This is a genomic window from Actinoplanes sp. CA-051413, assembly GCF_050955795.1.
Taxonomy (GTDB): domain Bacteria; phylum Actinomycetota; class Actinomycetes; order Mycobacteriales; family Micromonosporaceae; genus Actinoplanes.
Genome location: NZ_CP192100.1, coordinates 4,711,179 through 4,735,478 on the forward strand (window position 1 = coordinate 4,711,179; position 24,300 = coordinate 4,735,478).

17 protein-coding genes and 1 pseudogene are annotated in these 24,300 nt (G+C 72.8%); 5 read left to right on the forward strand and 13 right to left on the reverse strand.

Annotated elements, in window-relative coordinates; translation table 11 throughout:
• Window positions 1-2 precede the first annotated feature (2 nt).
• Complete coding sequence (locus ACQP2Y_RS22285) at window positions 3-1,388, reverse strand: pectinesterase family protein (protein WP_433731275.1); 1,386 nt, start codon at window positions 1,386-1,388, stop codon at window positions 3-5.
• Window positions 1,389-1,760: 372 nt separating this feature from the next.
• Here ACQP2Y_RS22285 and ACQP2Y_RS22290 point away from each other — a divergent pair, with 372 nt between their 5' ends.
• On the forward strand, window positions 1,761-3,896 hold the full coding sequence (locus ACQP2Y_RS22290) for a sigma-70 family RNA polymerase sigma factor (protein ID WP_433731277.1): 2,136 nt from the start codon (window positions 1,761-1,763) through the stop codon (window positions 3,894-3,896).
• A gap of 24 nt (window positions 3,897-3,920) precedes the next feature.
• Window positions 3,921-4,512, forward strand: a pseudogene (locus ACQP2Y_RS22295) (VOC family protein).
• On the opposite strand, the gene ACQP2Y_RS22300 reads toward ACQP2Y_RS22295, so the two are convergent.
• The 6 genes from ACQP2Y_RS22300 to ACQP2Y_RS22325 all read right to left on the reverse strand — a co-directional run bounded on the left by ACQP2Y_RS22300 (window position 4,499) and on the right by ACQP2Y_RS22325 (window position 11,906).
• Entirely contained in the window at window positions 4,499-5,101 is a 603-nt protein-coding gene (locus tag ACQP2Y_RS22300) for a hypothetical protein (protein WP_433731279.1), read from the reverse strand. The pseudogene ACQP2Y_RS22295 and the gene ACQP2Y_RS22300 overlap by 14 nt on opposite strands.
• A 127-nt stretch (window positions 5,102-5,228) precedes the next feature.
• On the reverse strand, window positions 5,229-7,049 hold the full coding sequence (locus ACQP2Y_RS22305) for a family 16 glycoside hydrolase (protein ID WP_433731281.1): 1,821 nt from the start codon (window positions 7,047-7,049) through the stop codon (window positions 5,229-5,231).
• A 249-nt stretch (window positions 7,050-7,298) separates the two neighbouring features.
• Window positions 7,299-8,255 carry an Acg family FMN-binding oxidoreductase gene (locus ACQP2Y_RS22310; RefSeq protein WP_433731283.1) on the reverse strand — a complete coding sequence of 319 codons (957 nt, stop codon included), beginning with the start codon at window positions 8,253-8,255 and terminating at the stop codon, window positions 7,299-7,301.
• A gap of 32 nt (window positions 8,256-8,287) precedes the next feature.
• Complete coding sequence (locus tag ACQP2Y_RS22315; RefSeq protein WP_433731285.1) at window positions 8,288-9,271, reverse strand: Acg family FMN-binding oxidoreductase; 984 nt, start codon at window positions 9,269-9,271, stop codon at window positions 8,288-8,290.
• Window positions 9,272-9,385: 114 nt separating this feature from the next.
• A complete protein-coding gene (locus ACQP2Y_RS22320) occupies window positions 9,386-11,053 on the reverse strand; it encodes a GAF domain-containing protein (protein WP_433731287.1) in 1,668 nt (555 codons plus the stop codon).
• On the reverse strand, window positions 11,034-11,906 hold the full coding sequence (locus ACQP2Y_RS22325) for a universal stress protein (protein WP_433731289.1): 873 nt from the start codon (window positions 11,904-11,906) through the stop codon (window positions 11,034-11,036). The genes ACQP2Y_RS22320 and ACQP2Y_RS22325 overlap by 20 nt, the downstream gene beginning before the upstream one ends.
• A 293-nt stretch (window positions 11,907-12,199) precedes the next feature.
• Between ACQP2Y_RS22325 and nhaA the strand changes: the two genes are divergently transcribed.
• Window positions 12,200-13,519 (forward strand): Na+/H+ antiporter NhaA, encoded by a 1,320-nt coding sequence (nhaA, locus tag ACQP2Y_RS22330; RefSeq protein WP_433731291.1) that lies wholly within the window; start codon window positions 12,200-12,202, stop codon window positions 13,517-13,519.
• 43 nt (window positions 13,520-13,562) lie between these two features.
• Window positions 13,563-14,486, forward strand: coding sequence for an AEC family transporter (locus ACQP2Y_RS22335; protein ID WP_433731293.1), 924 nt, complete (start codon window positions 13,563-13,565; stop codon window positions 14,484-14,486).
• A gap of 11 nt (window positions 14,487-14,497) precedes the next feature.
• Here the strand turns inward: ACQP2Y_RS22335 and ACQP2Y_RS22340 are convergent, their stop codons facing one another.
• The 4 genes from ACQP2Y_RS22340 to ACQP2Y_RS22355 all read right to left on the reverse strand — a co-directional run bounded on the left by ACQP2Y_RS22340 (window position 14,498) and on the right by ACQP2Y_RS22355 (window position 19,564).
• The gene (locus ACQP2Y_RS22340; RefSeq protein WP_433731295.1) at window positions 14,498-15,886 is read right to left on the reverse strand and encodes a sigma-70 family RNA polymerase sigma factor; all 1,389 of its coding nucleotides are present in this window, start codon (window positions 15,884-15,886) and stop codon (window positions 14,498-14,500) included.
• A gap of 78 nt (window positions 15,887-15,964) precedes the next feature.
• Window positions 15,965-16,207: a helix-turn-helix domain-containing protein gene (locus ACQP2Y_RS22345; RefSeq protein ID WP_433731297.1), complete on the reverse strand. Its 243-nt coding sequence runs from the start codon at window positions 16,205-16,207 to the stop codon at window positions 15,965-15,967.
• Between the two features lie 175 nt (window positions 16,208-16,382).
• Window positions 16,383-17,960 carry a methyl-accepting chemotaxis protein gene (locus tag ACQP2Y_RS22350; protein ID WP_433731299.1) on the reverse strand — a complete coding sequence of 526 codons (1,578 nt, stop codon included), beginning with the start codon at window positions 17,958-17,960 and terminating at the stop codon, window positions 16,383-16,385.
• 14 nt (window positions 17,961-17,974) lie between these two features.
• Window positions 17,975-19,564 (reverse strand): methyl-accepting chemotaxis protein, encoded by a 1,590-nt coding sequence (locus ACQP2Y_RS22355; protein WP_433731301.1) that lies wholly within the window; start codon window positions 19,562-19,564, stop codon window positions 17,975-17,977.
• Between the two features lie 150 nt (window positions 19,565-19,714).
• On the opposite strand from ACQP2Y_RS22355, the gene ACQP2Y_RS22360 reads away from it, so the two are divergent.
• Window positions 19,715-22,417 (forward strand): ATP-binding protein, encoded by a 2,703-nt coding sequence (locus ACQP2Y_RS22360; RefSeq protein ID WP_433731303.1) that lies wholly within the window; start codon window positions 19,715-19,717, stop codon window positions 22,415-22,417.
• Here ACQP2Y_RS22360 and ACQP2Y_RS22365 read toward each other — a convergent pair.
• Together ACQP2Y_RS22365 and ACQP2Y_RS22370 are read right to left on the reverse strand one after the other, a co-directional pair.
• The gene (locus ACQP2Y_RS22365) at window positions 22,414-23,640 is read right to left on the reverse strand and encodes a sensor histidine kinase (protein ID WP_433731305.1); all 1,227 of its coding nucleotides are present in this window, start codon (window positions 23,638-23,640) and stop codon (window positions 22,414-22,416) included. The genes ACQP2Y_RS22360 and ACQP2Y_RS22365 overlap by 4 nt on opposite strands.
• A complete protein-coding gene (locus tag ACQP2Y_RS22370; RefSeq protein WP_433731307.1) occupies window positions 23,637-24,284 on the reverse strand; it encodes a response regulator transcription factor in 648 nt (215 codons plus the stop codon). Before ACQP2Y_RS22370 ends, ACQP2Y_RS22365 begins: the two co-directional genes overlap by 4 nt.
• Between the last annotated feature and the right edge of the window lie 16 nt (window positions 24,285-24,300).

Sequence of the window (24,300 nt, forward strand, 5' to 3'; positions counted from 1 at the left end):
GGTCAGCCGACCGGGTTCCAGCCGTCGCCGCCGGCCAGATACTTCTGCGGGGTGTAGGCAGCCGCGCTCGCGTCGCTGAGCTGGGGCCGGTTGCTGTTGACGCCGGCGCCCGAGCCGGTGTTCTTGTATTCGAGGAACCGAGCGTTCTGCCAGGTGTTGCCGGACATGTCGGTCCACGGCTGCGCGGTACGCATGGTGGCGCTCAGATTCGACTCGCGGAACAGGACTTGCGCGTCGGGCCCCCACGGGCGGCCGAGCTGGGTGACGTTGTTCGCGGCGCCGGTGATCGTGCACTTGTAGAACAGGAATCCGTAGGTCTTGGCCGGGTCGGTGCGGGCGGCGGTGATCGGCCCGCCGCTGGTGCGTCGCTCGTGGATGGTGCTGGCCTGGAACACTGCGGTCCCGGCGCCGAAGATGAAGTCGACGGTGCCCTCGACGTACGAGTTCTTGACGTACGAGCGGTTGTTGTTGATCAGCAGGGTGTCCTGGTTACCGAGGAACCGCACGTTGTCGAAGACGGCCCGGTCGCCGTTGAGGTTGGCCGCGACGGCCTGGCTGCCTTCGCCGTAGTCGTTGGCGATGCTCAGGTTGGCGGCGGCGAAGTCGGGGCCGTTGACAAAGACGGTCGCGCTGCCCGAGGTGCCGTAACCGCCCGCGGAGCTGTGGTTGTTCACGATGACCGTCTGCGCTGCGGACGTGCCCAGCCCCTGCAGCGTCACGTACGGCTTGTTCGCGGGAATGGTGACGATCTCGCGGTAGGTGCCCGCCTTGATGGTGATGACCCGGCGGGTGGTGTTGTTCGCCGGTACCGCGTCGATCGCGGCCTGGACACTGGCGTACTGGCCGGTGCCGTCGGCGGCGACCGTTGCCGTGCCCGCCGAGGTGGCTCGGAACGCCCACTGCTTGTTGCTGTTCGCCGTACAGGTCTCTTGAATGACCGCGGCGCCGGACGCGGTGGATGCGTCCTTGTCGCTGATGCACAGCCCGCTGTTGACGTTGATGATCTGGAACGTGTCCGTGCCGCTGGCGACGAGTTTCCACTGCTGGTTGGTCTGGCTGGCCACGCAGGTGTACTGCTGGAGCTGGACACCGCTGGCGAGGGAGAAGCCCGGTACGTCGATGCACTTGCCGCTGTTGACGTTGACCAGCTGGTAGTTGGCTCCGGCTGAGGTGAGCTTGAACTGCTGCCAGGCCGCGCCGGAGGTGCAGCCCCATTGCTGCAACGCGGCGCCGTTGGCCGTCGACGCCGCCGGAACGTCGAGGCACATGCCGCTTTTGGTCACGGCCAACTGGTGGGCGACGCCCGTCGCGGGCAGGGTGGCGGCCTGCGACGGCAGGACGGTGTAGGCGATGGCGGCTCCGGGGATGACGACGGCCAGTGCGGCCACCAGGAGACGTCTCGCCAGCCTTGATCCAGACACTTCCGGTCCTCTCGTACGGGTCCGGCAGGCAGCGGGAGCGCTCCCAGTCGGTCACGTTGAGTCATCGCCGCCCGGGGGTGGAGCGGCACCTTGGTAGATGCGCGAGCGGCCGGCGGACAACAGAAATCCGCGAGAAAAAGCGGCGGGCCCTTGCTTTACAGCTTCCGCGTGCTGTGTCACGATACGGCGCGACATCGATCGGTTTCACATTCTCGCAGCTCACATCGGCCGCGCGGAACTCAGCGCGAGATGTCGGTCAATGAGAGCCATCTATGTCTTCTGTGTCGCCCGCCGCCCGGCTGTCCGGGGTCGGCGAGCCGGAGAAGAAGGAGGTCCCCGGTGACGCAGAGTCAGGCCGTCGGACATGACGTGGCCCGGCTCGTCCGCGACGCGCAAGGCGGCAGCGCCGGCGCCCTCGACGAACTCGTCGCCGAGCACCTCCCGCTCGTCTACAACATCATCGGCCGCGCCCTGGACGGCCATCCGGACGTGGACGACGTGGTCCAGGAGACCATGCTGCGCTCGATCCGCGCCCTGCCCTCGCTGCGCGAGCCCGACCGCTACCGGTCCTGGCTGGTGACCATCGCGTACCGGCAGATCCAGCTGCACCTGCGCTCGCGCAGCGTCACCCGGCTGCGCCGCGCCGCCGCGCCGGCCGAGCTGCCCGACCCGGAAGGTGACTTCGCCGAGCGCGCCACGGCCGAGATCGTCGTCGCCGACCAGCGCCGCGAGCTGGTCCAGGCCGTGCACTGGCTCGACGACGCGGACCGTACGCTGCTCGGGCTCTGGTGGCAGGAGGCGGCCGGCGAGTTGACCCGCGGTGAGCTGGCCTCGGCCCTCAAGGTCAAGCCCAAGCACGCCGCGGTCCGGGTGCAGCGCATGAAGGCCCAGCTGGACGCGGCCCGCGGCGTGGTGCGGGCGTTGCAGGTCAGGCCGCGCTGCCCCGAGCTGAACAGCCGGCTGCGCGGCTGGGACGGCGCCGCGGATCCCTTGTGGCGCAAGCGCCTGGTCCGGCACGTGCGGGAATGCCCGCAGTGCGGCCCGCGCGCCCAGGGCCTGCTCGCCCCGGAGGAGCTGCTGCTCGGCACAGCCGCGCTGCCGGTGCCGGTGCTGCTGCTCGGCGCGCTGAAGTCCGGACTGATCGCCAAGGCCGGGCTCTCCGCGGGGACCTCGGTCCTGGCCCAGGTCCAGGGCTTTCTGCACCACAAGGCCCTGGCCGTGGGCACCGCGGCGACGCTGGCGGTCAGCGGCGGGCTGGTCTACGCGGTCCACCAGACGGACACGCCGCCCGGCGCCGCCGGCAGCGTAATCGCGTTGCCCACGCTCACCACGCGGCCGCTCACCCCCGAGACGGTACGGCCGGCAGCATCCGCTCCGCCGTCCCCGAGCGCCACCCCGACCGCACGTCCGGCGGCCGGCCTCGGGGTGCGGACGGCGGACATCTACGTCGCGCCCGGCGGCAAGGACTCCGGCGACGGCAGTCTGCGCCGGCCGTACGCCACCCTGCAAAAGGCGGTGGCGGCCGTCCGGCCGGGACAGACGATCGCCCTGCGTGGCGGGACCTATCGGCCGGCTGCGGGCATCACCATCACGACCAGCGGTACGGCGGCGCGGCCGATCGTGCTCAGCAACTACCGCGACGAGCGCCCGGTCATCGACGCGTCCGGCATCCCGGCTGACCAGTGGGCGGTGACGCAGCGTACGGCGTACTGGACGGTGCAGGGGCTGGAGGTGCGCGGGTCGAGGAGTCACGCGTACGTCTGCCGGGCCTGTCGTCACACCGTCTTCCGCCGGCTGTCGATGCACGACAACGTCCGGTCCGGGCTGATGCTGCGCGACCCCGGCACCACCGGCAACCAGGTGCTGGACAGCGACTTCTTCGCCAACCGCGACCCGGCCGGCAGCGACAAGGTAGGCATCGGCCTGGGCGTGCAGTTCGGGTCCGGCGCCGGCAACGTGATCCGCGGCAACCGCGCCTACGGCAACGCCAGCACGGGCATCGACCTGGGCTCGTTCGGCAATCCGGTCACGGTGGAGTACACGTGGTCCTACGGTAACGGGGCCAGCGGCTTCGCCCTCGGCGGCGGCGACCCGGCGGTCCCGGCAGCGCACCGGCTGCGGCACAGCGCGGCCTGGGACAACGCGGGCCACGGCTTCACCGACGAGGGCAACACCGCGGCGCTGCAGCTGACCAACAACACGGCATTCCGCAACAGGGGTACGGGTTTCGCCATGCCGGACGCCGCAGCGGTGCTGCGCGCCAACGCGGCGGTCGACAACGCCGTCCCGCAAAGCCTGTCCCCGTCGGCGACCGAGGTCCGCAACAGCTGGCAGCAGGACGGCTGGAGCGCGGCCACGTTCCGCTCGACCGACCCGGCCGCCGCCGAAGGTCCCCGTACGGCGGCGGGCACGCTCCCGAGCACGGACTTCATCACCACCGGCAACGGCACCGGAGCGTCGATGGCCGGCCGCTGACCGGGCGGGTCTACCATCGCCGGCGTGGCGACGCGGCTGGTGCAGATCACCATGAAGGCCAAGGACGACTCCGCACTGGGTCGTTTCTGGGCCGAAGCGCTCGGCTGGGGACTCTCCAGCGAAGGGCCCGGCAGAGCTGGTCAAGCGCCTGATGGATCTCGGCGCGACACCGGCCGACATCGGCCAGGGCGACGTCCCGTGGACGGTTCTGGCCGACCCGGAGGGCAACGAGTTCTGCGTGCTGGACTCGCTCTACGCCGAGACCGGACCGATCGCCTCGGTGGTGGTCGACTGCGTGGATCCGCGAGCCATGGCCGGCTTCTGGGGCAGCGCCATGGACTGGACCGTGCACGAGGTGACCGACCACAAGGCGGTTCTGCGTTCCGCCGCGGGAGTGGGCCCCTATCTGCTGTTCCTGCCGACACCCGACAAGAAGACCGGGTGGAACCGGGTCCATCTCGACGTCCGCCCCTATCCGGGTGACGACCTGGACGCTGAAGCGGCGAGGCTGCGCAGTCTCGGCGCCACCGCCGTCGACCTGGGCGGCAACGATGTCCCGTGGGTCGTCCTCGCCGACCCGGAGAGCAACGAGTTCTGCCTCCTCACCCCCGCCTGACCCGCCCGCCGAGCTGCCCCGCGACGTGCTTCTCGATGGCCGCGAGGGCGTTGTCGTCGAGCTGGTGGTCGGTGCGCATCCGGTCGGCCAGGATCCGGATGGGGTCGTGCCGGGGACTGTCCGCCAGGGCGTACGTGCGGAAGTGCAGCAGCCGCGGGCCTGCTCCGGCCCGTACCGGATGCACCGCCGTCAGGGCCGCCCGGGTGACCGCCTCGATGTCCGCGCCGTCCACCGTGCCGGCCGGCAGGCCGTCCGGATCGGTGCCGTGCCGGCCGGCGCAGCAGAACAGCACGGGCAGCCGGTCGTCGATCGCCTGGCCCAGGCTGGTGGTCAGCCCGGGCGCCGCCTCGTCGCCGACGAAGCACACCGTCACCGCCGGCCGGTGCCGCCGGACGTCGTCGTGCGCGAGCTCCACGGCCAGGACCGGGCCGTCGGCCACAGTGTCGCCCGGGCCCAGCGTGGACCGCAGGCCCACCGTGATCGCCTCCTCGCCGCGGTGGGCGGGGTCCTGGTCGCCGCCGCGCAGCAGCAGCATCCGGTGCAGGAGTTCGGTGCGCTGGGCCGCTGTCGCCGGATGTCTTCCGGTCATCGTGGACACCTCCGTCGGTGCGTCCCCCTGAGTGTCGTCGCCCGGCCGGGCGCGGAACAGGGGCGCAGGGCCCGCGAAAGTGACGGAGCCGGGCCCGGCGGGGGAGACCGCCGGACCCGGCCGCTGGTCACGGCGTCACGGGCCGGCCGCCGAGGGTCACCGCGAGGCGGCCGTCGGAGGCGAAGGACCAGGCCAGCGCGCCGCTCAGCGCGGCGCACCGGGATCCGTTGGTGCCCGACCAGAACTGGTTCGAGCTGTCGGCGTCGCCGATGATCCGGTCGTTGGTCCCGCTGCCGCTGCGGCACGAGACGTTGTTGCGGAACACCGAGGTGCCCGCGTCGAAGTTGAAGTTGCGCTCGGTGTTGTCGATGCTGATGTTGTTGCTGATCGTCATCGCGCCCGGGTTGCTGTTGTACGTGAACCCGTGCTTGCCGTTGCGGAACGCGATGCTGCGCCGCACGATGTGGTTGACCTTGATGTCCTCGCCGCCGAGCTTGTAGCCGTTGCGGTCGCCGTTGCCGGCCTGGCCGCCGTTGCTCAGCGTGCCGTTGTTGTAGGCCAGCGAGTCCTCGATGGTGACCACGCCGATGGGCCCGGTGTCGGTCTTGGTGTAGAGGTCCCAGCCGTCGTCGATGTTGTTGTGCGACACGGCGTAGCGGAAGACGTTGCCGGAGCCGACGGTGAGCTTCGCGGCGAAACCGTCGGCGTCCTCCCCGTCGGAGTCAGCGTTGTCGTGCGACTCCGCGCTCAGGATCAGGTTGTTGGCCGGCCACTGGCTGTTCGGGGTGTCCGAGGCGATCCGGGACAGCTGCAGCCCGGTGTCGCGGTTGAACCGGGTGATCGTGCGTTCGAGGATGTTGTTGCTGCCTCCGACGAAGATGCCGTTGTCCCCGGCCCGCTCCACGATGATGCCCGACACGTGCCAGAACGAGCCGTTGACGGCCAGCCCGCGGTTCGCCGGGTCCTCGACCATGGCCGAGAAGTTCAGCACCGGCGTCTCACCCGGGTACGCCGACAGCTTCTTGCGGGCGCTCGCGGTGCCGTTGTTGCCCGGCGCGATGGTGACCGTCTGCGAGAAGGCGTAGTTGCCGCCGCGCAGGTAGATCGTCCCGCCGGCCGCGACCCGGGTGATCGCCGAGACCAGGGTGGTCGGGCTCGCCTGGGTGCCGGCCGCGCTCGCGCTGCCGTTGGGCGCCACGTAGAGCACGTCGCTGGTGGTCGGCGGCGGAGTGGTCGGCGGCGGGGTGGTGGGCGTCGGGGTGGTCGGCGTCGGGCTCGACGGCGGCGGGGTGGTCGGGCCGGTCGGTGACGGCGTGCCGCCGCCTCCGGTGGTGACCGCGACGTCGTCGAAGCCCGCCGAGGCGGAACCGGTCTGCAGGCCGATGCGGCCCGAGCCCGAGACGGAGCTGGTGCCGGTCCCGACCGTCGCGCCGTCGACGCTGCCGGTGATGGTCGAGCCGGTCACGCTCAGGCTCAGGGAATACCAGGTGCCGGTGCTCACCGTCCGGGACGAGGAGCCGAGCACCGTGACGCTGCCGCTGTTGACCGCCTGCAGCTGCGCCTGGCCGGGCAGCAACGCCAGCCGGTAGAACGTGGTCGAGCTCTTGGCCCGGGCCAGCAGGCCGACGAAACCGCCCGAGCCGAACGACAGCGGCTTGACCTTCGCGGACACCGCATAGTCGGTCCACCCGGCCTCGCCGGCGAGCTCACGGGCGTTCTCACTGCCGGCGTTGCTCTGCCGCAGCGTCTGCGAGCCGTCCGCGACGACCGACCAGGTGCCGCCGGACTTGGACCAGCCGCTGGTGCTGCCCGACTCGAAGTCGGCGGTGAAGACGGTGGCCGCCTGGGCGCTGGTCACGGTGAGGGCGAGTCCCGCCGTCACCAGGGCGACGAGAGCGCCGCCGCCGGCCAGCCGGCGCAGCCGGCGGGCCCGGGGTGAGGGTGCCATTCAGTGTTTCTCCTTGTCACAAATGGACACCGCCGGTAGGTGCGCAGGGTGCGGCGACAAAGGGTCGTCGAGGTGCACTGAATATGGCCTCAATATGGCCGTCACCGCAGCGTGCGGCCCGTCCTAAGGAGTGGATCCGGCGGTCTCCGGGGACGGTTGTTTCCGTAAGGGAGTCTTCACCCGCCGATATATGAGAGTCAATAAATATGATGTGCAGGTTTGTTGCATAGCGATGCGGCAGAATGGCTTTCAGTCCGCGACGAGCACATCTTCGACGGGGCGGCGGCGGCTCGGGCTGCCGGGCCGGCCGTAGCCGATCCGCAGAGCCATCTGCGGCATCCCGGAGCGGCCGAGCGACCGGCGCAGCTGATCGCGGGCGGCCGGCACCTCGATCGGTTGCGAGATCATCGAGCAGGCCAGGCCGGCGTCGGTGACCGTCAGCAGCACCCGCTGCAGAGCCTGGCCGGCGATGAGCTGATCGTGCGGGCGGTCGCCCGCCGTGCCGAGGATCGCCACCAGCGGTTCCGGCTCGAAGTCACGTCCGGGAGCCCGCCGGCGGTCGGAGAACGCACGCTGGGGCAGCAGGTCCTGCGGTTCCGGCACCGGAGCGCCGGCCGGCACGGCAACACCGTCGGGAGCCTCGTCGGCATGCGTCCAGGTCGACATCTCGGCCTGGTAGGTCAGGTCGCGCCGCAGCACCCGGTCCGCGCTCTGCGCGATCTCCGCGAAGCCGCTCAGCGCGGTCATCCCGACCAGCAGATCCAGCCAGCCGGACTCCTCGCCGGCGGCGTCCACCAGCCGCTGCCGCACGTCGGGCGGCACGGGGTCGGGCCAGAACGGCCGGCGGTTGCTGTAGCGGCGGGGGATGGCCGCGGCGAGGTCGGTCTCGGTGTACGTGGCCGGGCGGCGGGGACCGGGGGTCAGCCGGGCGAGCAGGTCCGGTTCGGCGCGGTCGGAGCAGAGCACGACCTCGGCCGGGGTCCCCGCGACGGCCAGCGCCAGCCGGGCGTTGGTGATGGCGGCACCGCAGGCGATCCGTACGGCCCAGCCGGTGCTGTCCGCCACCGCGAGCTGCCGTTGCTGGTCCGCCAGCACCTCGACGGCGCCGGCCCGCAGCCGGAAGCGCCACGGCTGGCTGTTGTGCAGCGAGGGCGCCCGGACCGCCGCAGCGGCGGCGCGCCGCAGATCGGCGTGGTCGTAGGTCATCACGGCAGGTCCCTTCCCGGACGTCGGTGCGGTTACTGCTCGATGCGGATGATCTCCGCCGGGGTGCGGCGGGCCTGCGGCGGCAGCGGTTCCCGGTCGATCGGGTAGCCGAGCCGGACGGCGATGTAGGGCTCGCCGACGTCCGACAGCAGGCTGGTGAGCAGGTGCCGCGTCCAGGCGACCTCGACCGCCTCGCTCAGCGGCGCGGTGGCCAGCCCGTCCGCCGTGGCCAGCAGCAGCAGCGCCGACAAGGCCTCACCGGCGCGCAGCAGGTCGGCGGGCCGGTCCGTCATCCCGAAAACGATCACGTAGGCGGCGCCCTTGTCGACGCCCGTGCCGGCGCTCAGGCCCGGGTTGCCCGCGGGGGCGAAATCGCGCACCGGCACCCGCCGCAGAGCCGGCTCCACCGCCGTCTCGGGCGACACGCCGTCGCCGCGCCACTGCGGCCGGTTCGTCCAGCGGTCCAGCTCCTCGCGGTAGGCCGGGTCGTCCTGCTGGACCCCGGCGGCCCGCTCGGTCGAGATGGCCAGCGCCGGCACCTGATCGGCCGGCACGACGTGCAGGTAGGCACCCTCGGCCTCGACGAACCGGCGCAGCTTGGTCAGCGTCTGCTCGGAGACCGGCTGGTCACCGAAGGGGCGCCGGTCGGTGCGGCGGCGGCTGACGGCCGCCGCCATCCGCTGGGCCTCCGGGTCGGCCGGGACGGCATGCCCCAGCCGTACGCGGGCCAGCAACGTCGGCTGCGCCCCGTCGGGTAGCCGGTCCACCGTGCTGGTCCAGCCGGCCGCCGCCAGGGCCGTACGGGCGTGGTGCAACGCGGTGCCGCAACTGAGCAGCAGGAGCCGCCCGTCGGGGTCGGTGGCGGCGAGCTGCCGGTCCGGGTCCGCGTGGAGCTCCATGGTGTCGCCGGCGATCCGCCACTGCCACGGCTGGGTGTTGAACACCGAGGGAGCGTGCAGGGACGCCTCGGCGGCCGAAGCGAGGTGCCGGGTGGCCTGGGGCGAGTGCGCGGTCATGGTGGACCTCCTGGTCGGTTCCCCTCCACGATCGCGCCCACCGGTCCGCCCCGATCAGGGCCGAAAGACCCGAACCGCCCGGACTTCCGATCCCCTGAGGCCAGGCCCGGGCGGTCAGCCGCCGAGCGGGACGCGCCAGGTCACCACCGTGCCGCCCTCGTCGGCCGGGGTCACGGTGCAGCTGCCGCCCAGGTCGCCGGCGCGTTCGCTCATGTTGACCAGACCGCCGCGGGCCAGCGCCGGGTCGGTGCCGACGCCGTTGTCCTCGATCTGGAGGATCACCTCGCCGTCGGCCGCGCGTACCGAGACCCGGGCCGTGCCGGCCTGGGCGTGCCGGGCCACGTTCGACAGGGCCTCGCGCAGCACGGCCAGCAGCTCCGGCACCACGTCGTCGGGCACCGCGCTGTCCACCGGCCCCGACACGTCCAGCGTCGGGCGGAAACCCAGGGCCGCGGTGGCCGCCTCGACCGCGTCGCGCAGCTCCGTGCGCAGCGAGCTGCCCACCGGGGCACGCAGTTCGAAGATCGACCGGCGGATGTCGCGGATCGTGGCGTCCAGGTCGTCGACAGCCGCGTTGATCCGCTTGGCCGCCTCCGGGCGCAGCGCGTGCGGGGCGACGCCCTGCAACTGCATGCCGGTGGCGAACAGCCGCTGGATCACGACGTCGTGCAGGTCCCGGGCGATGCGCTCACGGTCTTCCAGCACGACCAGCAGCTCGCGTTCCTCCTGCGCCCGGGCCCGTTCCAGAGCCAGGGCCGCCTGACCCGCGAAGCTGGCCAGCAGCGTGGCGTCGTCCTCGCCGCCGGCGGCGGCACCGGCGACGATCAGCACACCCTGCGGCATGTCGGCGCCGGCCAGCGGCGCGGCCAGTACCGGACCCGGCGGTACGGGCCCCGGCCAGTCAGCGACGCCGCCCAGCTCGGCATCGTCGGCATGCAACGCGTCCACGTCCACCGACAGCACCTTGCCGACCATCTCGTCCGCGCCGTCGGCGACCTCGATGGTGTAGCGGGAGCCGCCCTCGCCGGCCAGCAGCACCAGCACGAGCCCGGCCTCGGTGATCTCGCGGGCGCGGCGGGCGATGAGCCGCAGCGCCTCGGTGCGCCGGACCGTGCCGAGCAGCACCCCGGTGATCTCGGCGGCGGCCGACAGCCAGCGCTCGCGCCGCTGGGCCAGCGTGAACAGCCGCGCGTTGTCGATGGCGACCCCGGCCGCGGCGGCGAGGGCGACCATGATCTCCTCGTCGTCCTCGGTGAACTCGTCGGCGCCCCGCTTCTCGGCCAGGTACAGGTTGCCGAAGATCTGGTCACGGGTGCGGACCGGGACGCCGAGGAAGCTGTGCATCGGCGGGTGGTTCGGCGGGAAACCGTACGAGCGCGGGTGTTTGGTGATGTCGGGCAGCCGGACCGGCTGCGGGTCGGTGATCAGCAGGCCGAGGACGCCGCGGCCGTGCGGGAGGTCGCCGATCTTGGCGTGCGCGGCCGGGTCGATGCCGTGGGTAATGAAGTCGGAGAGCTGCCGGTCGGCGCCGATGATGCCCAGCGCGCCGTAGCGGGCGCCGGCCAGCGCGCAAGCCGACTTCACGATGCGCTCCAGGGTGCTGCGCAGGTCCAGGTCGGTGCCGATGCCGACCACGGCGTCCAGCAGAGCGCGCAGCCGTTCCCGGCTGGTGACCACCTCGCCGACCCGGACCAGCATCTCCTGCAGCAGCTCGTCGAGCCGGACCCGGGACAGCGGGGTCAGTCCCAGCGACGGCTGCTCGTTACCCTTGGGCGCGACCATTCGCTGATGCTATCGAGGCGACGGCGGCCGGAGGCGTGACCAGCACCGGGCAACCGGCGTGGTGCAGCAGATGCAGACCGGTCGATCCGATCAGGGTGTTGACCACCGCGCTGTGGGTGGGGCGCCCGAGGATCACCAGGCGGGCGTTGTGCGACACCGCGACCAGCACGGCGCCGGCGTCGTCCGGCGACACCACCGCCTCCGCGTCCACCTGCGGATATTCGGCGCGCCAGGGAGCCAGCTGCTGCTCGAGACGTTCGCGGGCGGCCGCGTTGAGGGTGGCGATGCCGTCCTCGGCGGTCGGGATGTCACCGACCCACAGCGGGGTCGGCGGGGCGTAGGTGCGCAGCACGGCGAGCGGGGCTCCGTGCCGGGCGGCCGTCGCGAAGGCTTCGTCCAGGACCGCGTCGTCGGTCGCCGAGCCGCAGACCCCGGCCACGATCGTCCCGCGGGCCGCGTCGGCCCGGCCGCGGACGATCACCGCGGGCACCCGCGCCTGCGTGGCGACCTGCTGACCGACGGAACCGAGCAGCAGGCTGGTGAAGCCGCCGCGGCCCCGGTGCCCGAGCACGACGAGGTCCACGTCCTCGAGGCCCAGCAGCGCCGGCACCGGCTCACCGCGCAACGCCTCGGCGCCGATGATGACACCGGCCGCGGCGGACCGGGCGTGACGGACGGCGGCGTCGAGCACCGAGCCGGCCAGCATCCGTTCGGCGGTCTCCTCGGTCTGGCCGTACGCGTACACGATGCGCAGGGGCACGCCCCGGCTCGCGGCCTCCACGGCGGCCCACCGTACGGCGGCCTCGCTCGTCGAGGTGCCGTCGGTGCCCACGGCAATCGTCGATGTCGTCATGGCGGGTCTCCCTTCACCCGCCCTGATCGTGCGCGCGGCGGGCACCGGGCCGGCAGGGCTTGAGGTCCCGTCCGGGCCGGGACCTTCGGCCCCGGGGCGGCGACGGCCGGTGAGCCGGCGCCCGACGGGGTGCAGGCGGCGTGCGCTGCCGAGACGGCGGCGGTGGAATTCATGCGGCTGTGATGAACGCCGTGTCGCCGGGCACGGATAGTTTGTGCGGCTAGACTCCCGGGCAGGTGCGCCGGGAAGTCTGGTCGGCAACGTCCGACCCGACCCCGCAAACAGGAGCGCCCATGACGCAGGAACCGCGCCGCGGCCCGCATCTTCTCGGCCGGGGGTCCTGGCCCGAGGCCCGCCGCATCGCCGACATCCTGCGCAAGGAGACCATCGGCGGGATGCTGTTGCTGGCCGGGGCCGTGGCCGCGCTGATCTGGGCGAACTCCCCGTGGGGCGACAGCTACGAAGCCCTGCGCGCTTTTACGGCCGGGCCCGAGGCGCTGCACCTCGACCTGTCGATGGCGACGTGGGCCGCCGACGGCCTGCTGGCGATCTTCTTCTTCGTCGCCGGTCTGGAGCTCAAGCGCGAGTTCGTCGCCGGTGACCTGCGCGACCCCCGGCGCGCGGCGGTGCCGATCGCCGCTGCCGTCGGTGGGGTGGTCGTGCCCGCGGTCATCTACGCCCTGGTCAACCTCTCCTCGGGTCAGGGGAAGGGCTGGGCGATCCCGACCGCGACCGACATCGCCTTCGCGCTCGCCGTGCTGGCGGTGATCGGCCGCTGCCTGCCGCAGGCGATGCGGACCTTCCTGCTGACCCTGGCGGTGGTCGACGACCTGCTCGCCATCGTCATCATCGCCGTCTTCTACACCTCGGACCTGTCCGTGCTGCCGCTGCTCGCCATGCTGGTGCCGCTGGCCGCGTTCACCGTGCTGGTGCAGCGGCGGGTGCGCTCGTGGTGGCTGCTGCTGCCGCTGGCGTTCGCCACGTGGACGCTGATGCACGCCTCCGGGGTGCACGCCACGGTCGCGGGGGTGCTGCTCGGCTTCGCCGTACCGGTGCTGCGCAGCCGCAAAGCCGGCGGTCCCGAGGCCGGGCCGGGCCTGGCCGAGCACTTCGAGCACCGGTTCCGGCCGCTGTCCGCCGGCATCGCCGTACCGATCTTCGCGCTCATGTCGGCCGGCGTCGCGGTCGGCGGGCTCAGCGGCCTGGGCGCGGCCCTCAGCGATCCCGTCGCCGTGGGCATCGTGGCCGGGCTGGTGCTGGGCAAGCCGCTGGGCATCACCGGGGCGACCTGGCTGGTCACCCGGTTCACCCGGGCCCGGCTGGACGCCAGTTTCGCCTGGGTGGACGTGGTCGGGCTGGCCGTGCTCGGCGGCATCGGCTTCACCGTGTCGCTGCTCATCGGGGAGCTGGCGTTCGGCATCGGCAGTGACCTCGACGACCACGTCAAGGTGGCCGTGCTGACCGGCTCGCTGGCCGCCGCACTGTTCGCCACGGTCATCCTGCGGATCCGCAACCGCACCTACCGGGGCATCTACGACGAGGAGAACGTCGACGCCGACCGTGACGACATCCCCGACGTGTACCAGCGCGACGAGGACGCGACACCGGCGTGACAGACTGCTGCAGTTGTGGATCTGATCGAACGGTGGCTTGCGGGTGCGTGAGGTCGTCACCGGCTTCGCCGTCGTCTGGGCGCTCGTCCTCGTCGGCTACCTGATCGGCCGGTTCGGGCTGCTGGGGGCGGCCGGGCTGGACACGCTGACCCGGCTCGCGTTCTTCGTCACCGCGCCGGCGCTGCTGTTCGTCACCCTGGCCACGTCCACGATCGGCCGGATCTTCACCGGGGCGCTCGCCGCGTTCGTGCTCAGCACCCTCATCGTCGCCGCGCTGTACGTCACGCTGGCCCGGCTGCTGTGGCGGCGCAGCGTCGCCGAACTGACCATCGGCGCGCTCGCCGCCAGCTACGTCAACGCGGGCAACCTGGGGATCCCGATCGCCGCCTACGTGCTCGGTGACGTGGCGTTCATCGCGCCGGTGCTGATGTTCCAGGTGCTGCTGGCCAGCCCGACGGCGCTGGCCGTGCTGGAGGTGGCGACCGGGGAGCAACGGCCGTCACTGGGCCGGCTGGCGGCGATGCCGGCCCGCAACCCGCTGATGATCGCGTCCGCGGCCGGCATCGCGGTGGCCGTGTCGGGCTGGGACATGCCCCAACCGTTGCTGCAGCCGTTCGTGCTGCTGGGCGGGGCTGCGGTGCCGATGACGCTGCTGGCGCTGGGTATGTCGCTGCGCGGGAGCCGGCCGCTGCGCCCGGGACCGGACGCGCCGGATCGACTGGCGGCGGTCGTGCTGAAGGCGCTGGTTCATCCGCTGCTGGCGTACGGGATCGGGCACTATGCCCTGGGACTGACCGGCCCGGCGCTGCTCGCGGCCGTGGTGACCGCGGCCCTGCCGACCGCGCAGAACATCTTCGTCTTCGCCAGCCGTTACGGTCGCGGTGAGGGTTTCGCCCGGGACACCATCGTGCTGTCCACGGCGGCCGCGGCGGTGACGCTCATCGCGGTGGTCGCCTGGCTGGGCTGAGATCGGTCAGCTCACTTCTGGGGCGGACGGACCAGGAAGGAACTGTCGGCGCGGAAGCCCGCGCTGCCGTCGAGCTGGTCGACCCACAGCTCGCCGTCCACGTGGCGCAGGAACCAGCCGGGGTAGTTGGCCGACTCCAGCGACACCGAACCGGCGGCCAGGCCGGCCCGCGGGCAGAACGTGGCGTCGCCGTGGAACAGCGCGGTGCCGTCGTCGAAGCCGGCCACCAGCCGCCAGGACGCATGGCGCAGGTGCATCCCGTCGGCAGTGCGCAGCGAGAAACAGCCCCGGCCGGCGAGGCCGGGGACGACCTCCAGGGTGGCCCCGGCCGGCGTGAGCACGCCCCGGCCGGCGGACAGCGCGACGAACTGCCCCTTGGCGTTGGCCGATTCCAGCGACACCTTCCCGACCTTCAGCAGCGGCGCGGGTGACGGCGAACCGGCGAGCACGGCGCGGGCCACCGGGGGCAGGCTCGACCAGCCGGCCATGGTGACGACCAGACCGGCGGCCAGCGCGCCGGCGGTCAGGGCGGCGCCGACCGGATGAGCCCGCAGCGCCGCGCCCCAGCGGCCGAGCAGGGAGGCCCGGGAGAACGCCTCGACCGGCACGTGCTCGCTGGTGAGCGTCGGGGGAACGGGCAGCAGGGCGAATCCGGCGAGCAGCCGCTCGGTGGGCAGCAGGCCCTCGCGGGCGGGCGCGCAGGTGGGACAGGAGCGCAGGTGCCGCTCGATGCGCTTGCGCCAGAACGGGCTCGGCACCCCGTCCCAGCCGGCCACGACGGCACTGAGCCGGCCGCAGCCGGGCACGGCGTCGAGTGCGGCGACGATCGAGCGGGCCGTCTCGAGGTGGTCGCGCATGCGCTGCAGCCGTACGCCGGCATGCGCGATCTTGACGCCCAGAGCCACCGCCACGTCGGCCCGGGTCAGCTCACCCACCGTCTCCAGCCACCACAGCGCGAGCACCGTCCGCTCCTCGGCGGACAGCCACCGCCCGGCATGCATCACCTGCCGCCGCTGCACCGACAGCTCCACCCGCAGCAGCGTGGCCCCCTCGGGCTCCGCGCCCGCGTCGGGCAGCCCGGCCAGCTCGTCGAGGTCCGCGGTGCGGGCCGCGGCGACCCGGCCGCGGGCCAGCTGGGTGCCGATCTGGTGCACCGTGATGGCCGTCAGCCAGGGCCGGAAACTCTTGGCGGAGCGCAGCGCCGGCAGCTGCCGCACCATGCGCAGCATGACCTCCTGCACGACGTCGTCGACGTCGGGATGCCCGCCCAGCGCCTGCCGGGCCAGGTTGTACACCAGCGGCAGGTGGGTCCGGACGAGCTCGTCCAGGGCGCCACGATCACCCGCGCGCGCCGCGAGGACCAGCGCCGTGTCGTTCGTGCGGGACAGCCGGGTCTGCATCGCTCCCTCCCTGGCGGCGAAGTCCCAGCATCTGGCCGCGATCGCGGCAAGTCAATGTCCGCTGCGGCCGGTGACGGCTCAGGCACGCAGAAAGGTCAGCACGGCCAGGACCCGCCGGTGCTCGCGATCGGCGGGGATCAGGCCCAGCTCGGTGAAGATGGCGGTGCCGTGGGCCTCGACCGTCTTGACGGCCAGATGCAGGTCAGCGGCCACGGCGGCGTTCGACAGCCCCTGGGCCATCAGCGCCAGCACGGCCCGCTCGCGGTCGGTCACGGCCTCCAGCGGGTCCCGTTCGCGGCGGCGGGCGACCAGGCGGGTCACCAGCTCCGGGTCGATGACGGTCTCGCCCGCGCCAGGGCCCGGACGGCGGCGGCTGTGTCGATAGGCCTGCTCGTGGAAACGCTCGAACCGTACGGACTCCGCATAGCTGATCCGGCCGATCGCGGTAGCGGGCCAGCGCGAGCGTGCACAGCGGCGACCGGACGTTGCAACCCCGTCAGTAGCGGAAGACGGCGACCATCGTGTTCAGCCGGCCGGAGATGTCGGCGAGCTCGGCCGCCGTCGTCTCGGTGGCCTGGGCGGCGTCGCGGGTCGCCGTGGTCACCTGGACCACCTCGGCGAGCTGCCCGCTGATCTCCGCCGTGCCGCCGGCGGCCCGGTTCAGGTCGCCGGTCATGCCGTTGGTCGTGGCGCTCTGTTCCTCCACCGCCGAAGCAATGGTGTTCTGGTAGTCGTTGATCTTCTCGATCACGTCACCGATGCCGGCGATCGCCTCCACCGCGGCGCGGGTGTCGGCCTGGATGACCTCGGTCCGCCGGCTGATCTCCTCGGTGGCCTTCGCCGTCTCCTGGGCCAGATCCTTGACCTCGCCGGCCACCACCGCGAACCCCTTGCCGGTCTCCCCGGCCCGGGCGGCCTCGATGGTGGCGTTGAGGGCGAGCAGGTTGGTCTGCTCGGCGATGGCGGTGATCGCCTTGACCACGCTGTCGATCTCGGCCGACGAGGCGTCCAGCTTGGACATGATCTGCTGGGCGTGCGAGGCCGTGGCCACCGCGCCGGCCGCCACCTGGGCCGCGTCGGTGGCGCTCATCGCGATCTCGCGGATCGCGGCGCCCATCTCCTCGGCGCCGCTCGCCACGGCCTGCACGCCGGCGCTGACCTCGCCGGCCGCCGTGTCGATCGCGCCGACCCGTACGGACGCCTGGTCGGTGCTGCCGCTGAGGCTGCGGCTGGCCTGCTGCAGCTCGGTGGAGCGCTCGGACAGGCCGGAGCTCATGCCCGCGAGCGTCTGCATCGTGGTCCGCAGCTGACCGGACGCGCGGTGCACCGCGCGCGACATCTCGCCGATCTCGTTGGCGCCGGTGTCCGGCTGCCGTTCCGTGAGGTCGCCGTCCGCCATCGCCGTCACCACCTCGCGCAGCGCGTGCAGGCGCCGGTTGAGGGCCCGGGCCACGAGCAGTGCGAACGCCGCGGCGAGGAGGACACCGACGGCGAGGACGACGCTGATGGTGAGGCGGGCCTGGTCGGCCGCGGACCGGGCGGCGGCGGCGCTGGCGGTGGCCTCCCGCTGGGAGATGGCCACCAGGGCGTCGAGGTCCTTGAGCGCCTGGGCGGTGGCGGGGTTCAACGTGGTGCTGCGGAACTGCTCCCACTCCTGGACCTTGCCGGCGTTCTTCAGGGTGCTGGACTGCTTGCGCAGGTCGAGGTAGTTCGTCCAGGTGGCCTGGAACGTCGCCATCGCGGCGCGTTCCTCGGCGGAGACGGTGAGGCCCTCGTACTCCTGCAGCCTGGTGGTGACCAGGTCGTAGTAGGTCGTGGCCTCCTGCCCGTACGCGGTGGCCTTGGTGGGGTCCGTGGCCGTCAGGTTCGACAGGCTCGCCCACCGCGCGTGCCAGATGATCTGCTGGATGTCCTTGACCGTGGCCAGCGGCACCAGGGCCTCGGTGTAGATGGCCTCGGCCCGGCCGGCGGTGGTGTTGGTGCGCAGGATCCCGACGGCCCCGACGACCAGGGCCACCAGCAGAGCGACGGCCGCGGCGGCCAGCAGGCTGGTCCGCATGCTCAGAGAACGCACGTCTTTCCCCTCGGTCAGTAACGGAAGCGCGACACCAGGTCCTGCAGCTGCCGGGACATCACGGCCAGCTCGGCGGCGGCCTGGCTGGTCTCGTCGATGGTGTCGGTGGTGCGCCGGGTGGCGTCCGAGACCCCGGCGATGGTCGCCGCGATGTTGCCGGCGCCGTCGGCGGCCTCCGAGAGGGTCCGGTTCATCTCCTGGGTGGTGGCCGTCTGTTCCTCGACGGCGGACGCGATCGTCACCTGGATGCCGTTGATCTGCTCGATGATCGCGCTGATCTCGCCGATCGCCGCCACCGCGCCGGAGGTGTCCGACTGGATCGTCTCCACCCGGCGCACGATGTCCTCGGTGGCCTTGGCCGTCTCCTGGGCCAGGTCCTTGACCTCGCTCGCGACCACCGCGAAGCCCTTGCCGGCGTCGCCCGCGCGGGCGGCCTCGATCGTCGCGTTCAGCGCCAGCAGGTTCGTCTGCTCGGCGATCGCGGTGATGACCTTGACGACGGTGGCGATCTCGGTGGACGACTCGCCCAGGCGCGCGACGGTGGCGTTGGTGGCGGCGGCGACCGCCACGGCCTTGGCCGCCACGCCGGTCGCCTCCGAGGTCGACGCGCTGATCTCCCGGATCGAGGCGCCCACCTCCTGCGAGCCGGTGGAGACTATCTGCAGGTTGTTCGAGACCACGTCCGCCGCCGTGGCGACCGAGCCGGCCTGCACGGACGCCTCGGTGGCGGCCGAGCCCACCGCGCCGGAGACCGCGGTCAGCTGCTCGGCCGAGTTCTGCAGGGTGGTCGCGTTCCCGGCCAGCTGGACGATGTCCTGCCGCAGCCGGCCGATGCCGCGGTCCAGCAGGGCGGCCATCCGGCCGACCTCGTCGCGCTCCCGCACCTCACAGGTACGGGTCAGGTCACCGTCGGCCAGCCCCTCCGCGGCGTGCGATACACCGGCGACCGCGCGACGGACCCGGTTGGCCACCCGCATCCCCAGGTACAGGCTGATCACCACGCCCACCACGAGCAGGATCACGACCGTGCGAACCGCATCGCTCTTGCGCTGTTCGGCCGCCGCGATCTGCGCGGACACCCGGTCGGAGACGTACTTCTCCACCTGGGCCTGGTCGGCCAGCAGCGCGTCGTGCAGTTCGGTGAACTTGGCGAGCCCGGCGGCCTGCTCGGCCGGCGTGGAGACGGTGGAGACGCCGGTGATGAAGGTCTTGAACGTGTCCCAGTCGGTCTGCATGCGGGTGATCACGGCCCGGCCGGGCGCGTCGCTGAGGTTGGCCGCCAGCACCTGCAACCCGGAATCGATGGCCTGCTGCTGCTCGGCCATCCCCTTGCCGATCTCGGCCGCGATCGCCGGGTACGCCTTCATCGCGCTGGTCGAACCGACGAAGCTCTCCAGGTTCTGCCCCACGGCCGAGGACGCCTTCAGCACGGTTAGGTTCTCGCGCTGCGCGGCGATCGAGGTGTCGCTCATCTGGTCGAGCGTCTGCAGCGAGATCGCCGCGATCATCACGCCCATGGCCGTCGCGACCAGCACGGCCGCCCCGATCTTGGTCCGCAGCGATCGATTGTCGAACGCCGAGCCCCACCCGCCGCCACGCGCCACGTTCACTCCTCGGTCGGCTGCCGCACTGTCCGGTCACCTTCAGCTTCGGCCAACCTTCCGCGGGCCGTGGGGTTATCGCCGATTCGGCCGGGTGCCGGGGGATCGGGAGCAATCTCGTCGAGTCCCGGACCGGTACGCGGGCGAGCGGTAATGTCGCTCTCGTCGTTCGGCGGTTCCGGTGCCGCCGTCGTGGGCCGGGAAGTCGCGGGCCGGGAAGTCGAGGCAGCGGTGCCCCGGATGCTGACGAAGAGCCCGATGCCGCTGCGGTCGTACCTCGGCGCGCTGCTGGCGCTGTTCGTGCTGGCCGCCACCGTCGCCCTGGGCTTCGGGTGGGAGAGCGCCGAACGCGACGGCCTGTCCGCCGCCCGGGCCGACGCCGAGTTCGGTGCGGGCAAGGCCGCCGAGCAGCTCGGGCGCAGCGTGGCCAGCGTCCGGTCGAGCGTCGACGCGGTCGCCACCAGCCCGGGCGCCGCCGCCGTGTTCGACGAGCCCGAGGATTGCCGGCTCTCGTTCTCGCTGGGCGGGCCGCAGGACGGCCACCTCGACGTGCTGCGCAGCGACGGCTCGGTGGTGTGCTCCTCGCAACCGCCGGGGGAGGACGAGGCGGTCGCGTACCGGGGTGCCTCGTGGGTCGCCGCCGCGTCCCGTACGCCCGGCACCGTCGGTCCGGTGACCGACGACCGCACCGGCCGGCCGGCGGTGCTGCTGTCCGCGCCCATGGCCGGACGCGGCATGGTGGTCGCGTTCGTCGACCTGATCGGGCTGGCCGCCGCGGCCGGCGGCACCTTCGGCGGGGCCCGTGGCCTGGAGTTCCTGCTCACCTCCGGTGACGGCGCCACCATCGTCACCCGGTGGCCCGACGCCGGCCGGTGGGCCGGCACCGCCGTGCGGGCCAGCCGCTTCACCGGCGGATCCGGCGCCGGCACCGACGTGGCCGGCCTGCGCCGGGTGTACGGGTCCAGCACCGTCCCCGGCCTCGGCTGGCGGGTGTACGCGGGCGCCGACCGGTCCGCCGCCCTGGCCGCCGCGCACCGGCTCGCCCGCCGCCAGGCCGGGATCACCGCCGTGGGGCTGCTCGCCGGCCTGCTGGCGACGCTGCTGGTGTACCGCCGGATCACCAGGCCCATCGGCCGGCTGCGCACCGCCGTCCGGGCCGCCGCGACCAGTGGTCACCTGGAGCCGGCGGTGACTGTCACCGGCCCGCGGGAGGTCAGTGATCTCGGCGCCGAGTTCGCCGGCCTGCTCGCCGCGGTCGACCGGGAGCTGGGGGAGCGGCGCCGGGCCGAGGAGCTGGCCCGCGAGCACGAACGCAACTACCGGCAGCTGTTCGACGCCAACCCCTATCCGATCTACCTGTTCGACGTCGAGACGCTGGCCGTGATGGCGGTGAACGACGCCGCCGTGCACTACTTCGGCCTGGACCGGGAAGCCCTGCTCAGCGCCGTGGTCACCGACCTCTGCCCGGCTGATGACGCTGCCGCCGTACGGGAAGAACTGGCCGCGGCCGCGCCGGTCGAACGCTGCCGGGCCCGCCGGCACCGCAAGCACGACGGCCGGGTGACCGAGGTCGAGGTGACCTCGCACCTGACCACCTTCGCCGGGCGCACCGTGCGGTGCGCCGTCGTCGACGACGTCACCGAGCGGCACCACCTGCGCCAGCGGCTGCGCCAGTCGGAACGGCTGGAGAGCCTCGGGCAGCTGGCCGGCGGCATCGCGCACGACTTCAACAACCTGCTGGGCATCATCAACGGCTACGCGGGCATGTCCGCCGCCGACGTCGAGGAGCTGGCGGCCCGCGACCCCACGTGGGCCCGGCTGCACGACGACCTGCTGCAGATCGTCGCGGCGGGCGACCGGGCCGCCGGTCTCACCCGCCAGCTGCTGGCGTTCGCCCGGGCCGACACGGTCGCCGAACTGACCGCCCTTGACCTCAACGGTGTGGTGGCGGACGTGGAGAAGCTGCTGCGCCGCACCCTCGGCGAGGACATCACGCTGATCACCCGGCTCACCGAGGACTCGGCGCCGGTGCTGGCCGACGTCGGCCGGCTGGAACAGGTGCTGGTCAACGTGGCCGTCAACGCCCGCGACGCGATGCCCAACGGCGGCACCCTGACCATCGACACCGACGCCGTCACGGTCGACGAGCACTACGCGGCGCAGCACCCGGGCGTCCGCACCGGGCAGTACATGCGGCTGGCGGTCAGCGACACCGGCACCGGCATGGACCAGGAGACGCTGGAACGGGCCTTCGAACCGTTCTTCACCACCAAACCGAAGGGCCAGGGCACCGGGCTCGGCCTGGCCACGATCTACGGCATCATCGCCCAGGCCGGCGGGCACGCCCAGCTCTACTCGGAGCTGGGCCACGGCACGACCATCGCCGCGCTGCTCCCGGTCACCGAGCAGAACGCGGGCCCGGCGGCCCGCACGTCGACGCGGGTACGCCCGGGCGCCGGCGAGACGATCCTGCTGGTCGAGGACGACGAGGGGCTGCGCGCCCTGACCGAACGCGTCCTGGACCGCAACGGGTACCGGGTCCGGTCGGCGCGCACCGCCGCCGAAGCGCTGACGCTGGCCGCGACGGCCGACGTCCTGGACCTGCTGCTGACCGATGTGGTGCTGCCCGACATGCACGGGCCGGACATGGTCACCGCTGTGCACCGGGAACTGCCGGGACTGCGGGTGGTGTACATGTCGGGCTACGCGGAGAGCATCCTGGCGGCGCGCGGCACCCTGCCGACCGGGGCGATCCTGCTGCAGAAGCCGGTCAGCGCCCAGCACCTGCTGACGGTCATCGCCCGCGAACTGAGGACCGGCCGGGCCACGCCGTCCGCGGTGGCTGACGGGCGTTAGGGCGTACGGGTCGGCAGGCTGACCGTCACGCTCAGGCCGCCGCCGGGACGGGCCCCGGCCACCGCCTCGCCGCCGTGCGCGCCCGCGATCGACGCCACGATCGCCAGCCCCAGCCCGAAGCCGCCGTCCCCGGTCCGCTCCCGCAGCCGCCGGAACGGTTCGAACAGCGTCTCTACCGCCTCCGGGGCGATCACCGGCCCGGTGTTGTCCACGGTGAGCACCACCCGGCCGCCGGCGCTGGCCGTGCTCACCCACACCGCGCCGCCCGGAACGTTGTAGCGCACAGCGTTGTCCACCAGGTTCGCCGCGAGATGTTCCAACAGGATCGGATCGCCGCTGGTCGGAGCCGGGGCCAGTGAGGTGTGCAGCCTCGCCGAGCCGGGTGTCGGTGCCGCGGCGTCGATCGCGTCCTCGGTGACCGTCGCCAGGTCGACCGGCTCCCGGCCGATCTGGCCGCGGTCGGTACGGGCCAGGGTGAGCAGCGCGTCGATCAGGGCCTGGGCGTGGGTCACGGCGGTCCGGACGTCGCGGCCCATGCCGATCAGCTCGTCGCGGGTCGGTTCCGGTTTGGCCAGCACCACGTCGACGGCGGTCCGCATGACGGTCAGCGGGGTGCGCAGCTCGTGGCCGGCGTTGGCGATGAAGCGGCGCTGGCCCTCGAACGCGGTCTGCAGCCGGTCCAGCATGGCGTCGAAGGTGTCGGCCAGTTCGCGCAGCTCGTCGTGCGGGCCGGTCAGCCCCACCCGGGCCGCGAGGTGGTCCTCGGAGGCGTCGCGGGCCGCCGCGGTGATCCGGTGCACCGGGCGCAGCACCCGGCCGGCGACGAGCCACCCGGCCGCCGCCGCCAGGAGGGTGACCGCCGCGAGCGTGCCGAGTGAGTACCGCAACAGCTGGTCGAGTGTCGCCTGCCGCTGGGTGGTCGCCCCTTCGAGGATGCCCTCCTGGTACGCCGCCTTGCACTTGGTCAGCAGGCCCGGCTGGGCTGCGGGGTCGGTCGTCGCCTTCGCGCACGCCTCGGCGAGCTCGGACCCGGGCATCAATTTCCCGTCGGTCGTGCTCGTTCCGATCTTGGGCTGGGACGGCTCGGGCAGGTTGCCGGCGAGCAGGCCGTAGGTGATCGCCACCAGGATCATTCCGCAGGCGGCGAAGAGCCCGGTGTACAGCAGGGTGAGCCGGACCCGGACGGTCAGCCGGGGCCGGATCGCACGCCAGGTGGTCGTCACAGGCGGTAGCCCCGGCCGACCACGGTCTCGATCAGCGGCGGGGCGCCGAGCTTGCGCCGCAACCGGGCCAGCGTCACCGACACCACGTTGCTGAACGGGTCCGCGTGGGCGTCCCAGACGTGCTCCAGCAGCTCCTCGGCGCTGACCACCGAGCCGTCGGCGGCCGCCAGCATCTCCAGCACGCCGAACTCCTTGCGGGTCAGCGACAGGGCCCGCCCGGCCCGGTCGGCACGGTGCCGGGCCCGGTCCACGGTCAGGTCGCCCCGGCGGACCAGCGGCGGCGCCGACGGGGTACGGCGGGCCAGCGCCCGTACCCGCGCGACGAGCTCGGGAAAGGCGAACGGCTTGCCGAGATAGTCGTCGGCGCCGAGCTCCAGACCGTCGACCCGGTCGCCTACCGTGGTGGCCGCAGTCAGCAGCAGGATCCGGGCGCCGCCGCCGGTGGCCAGCGACCGGCACACCTGGTCGCCGTGCACCACGGGCAGGTCCCGGTCCAGCACGATCACGTCGTAGTCCGTGCCGGCGGCACCACCGAGCGCCGCGGCACCGTCGTGCACCACGTCGACCGCCATCCCCGCGTCGCGCAGCCCCTCGCCGATCCGGGCGGCCAGCGTGACGTGGTCCTCGACCACCAGCACGCGCATGGCGACATTGTGCTCC

Coding starts and splice junctions, on each gene's coding strand:
- ACQP2Y_RS22300 (WP_433731279.1), bottom strand. CDS start 5,101: ATGACCGGAAGACATCCGGCGACAGCGGCCCAGCGCACCGAACTCCTG.
- ACQP2Y_RS22305 (WP_433731281.1), bottom strand. CDS start 7,049: ATGGCACCCTCACCCCGGGCCCGCCGGCTGCGCCGGCTGGCCGGCGGC.
- ACQP2Y_RS22310 (WP_433731283.1), bottom strand. CDS start 8,255: ATGACCTACGACCACGCCGATCTGCGGCGCGCCGCCGCTGCGGCGGTC.
- ACQP2Y_RS22315 (WP_433731285.1), bottom strand. CDS start 9,271: ATGACCGCGCACTCGCCCCAGGCCACCCGGCACCTCGCTTCGGCCGCC.
- ACQP2Y_RS22320 (WP_433731287.1), bottom strand. CDS start 11,053: ATGGTCGCGCCCAAGGGTAACGAGCAGCCGTCGCTGGGACTGACCCCG.
- ACQP2Y_RS22325 (WP_433731289.1), bottom strand. CDS start 11,906: ATGACGACATCGACGATTGCCGTGGGCACCGACGGCACCTCGACGAGC.
- nhaA (WP_433731291.1), top strand. CDS start 12,200: ATGACGCAGGAACCGCGCCGCGGCCCGCATCTTCTCGGCCGGGGGTCC.
- ACQP2Y_RS22340 (WP_433731295.1), bottom strand. CDS start 15,886: ATGCAGACCCGGCTGTCCCGCACGAACGACACGGCGCTGGTCCTCGCG.
- ACQP2Y_RS22360 (WP_433731303.1), top strand. CDS start 19,715: ATGTCGCTCTCGTCGTTCGGCGGTTCCGGTGCCGCCGTCGTGGGCCGG.
- ACQP2Y_RS22370 (WP_433731307.1), bottom strand. CDS start 24,284: ATGCGCGTGCTGGTGGTCGAGGACCACGTCACGCTGGCCGCCCGGATC.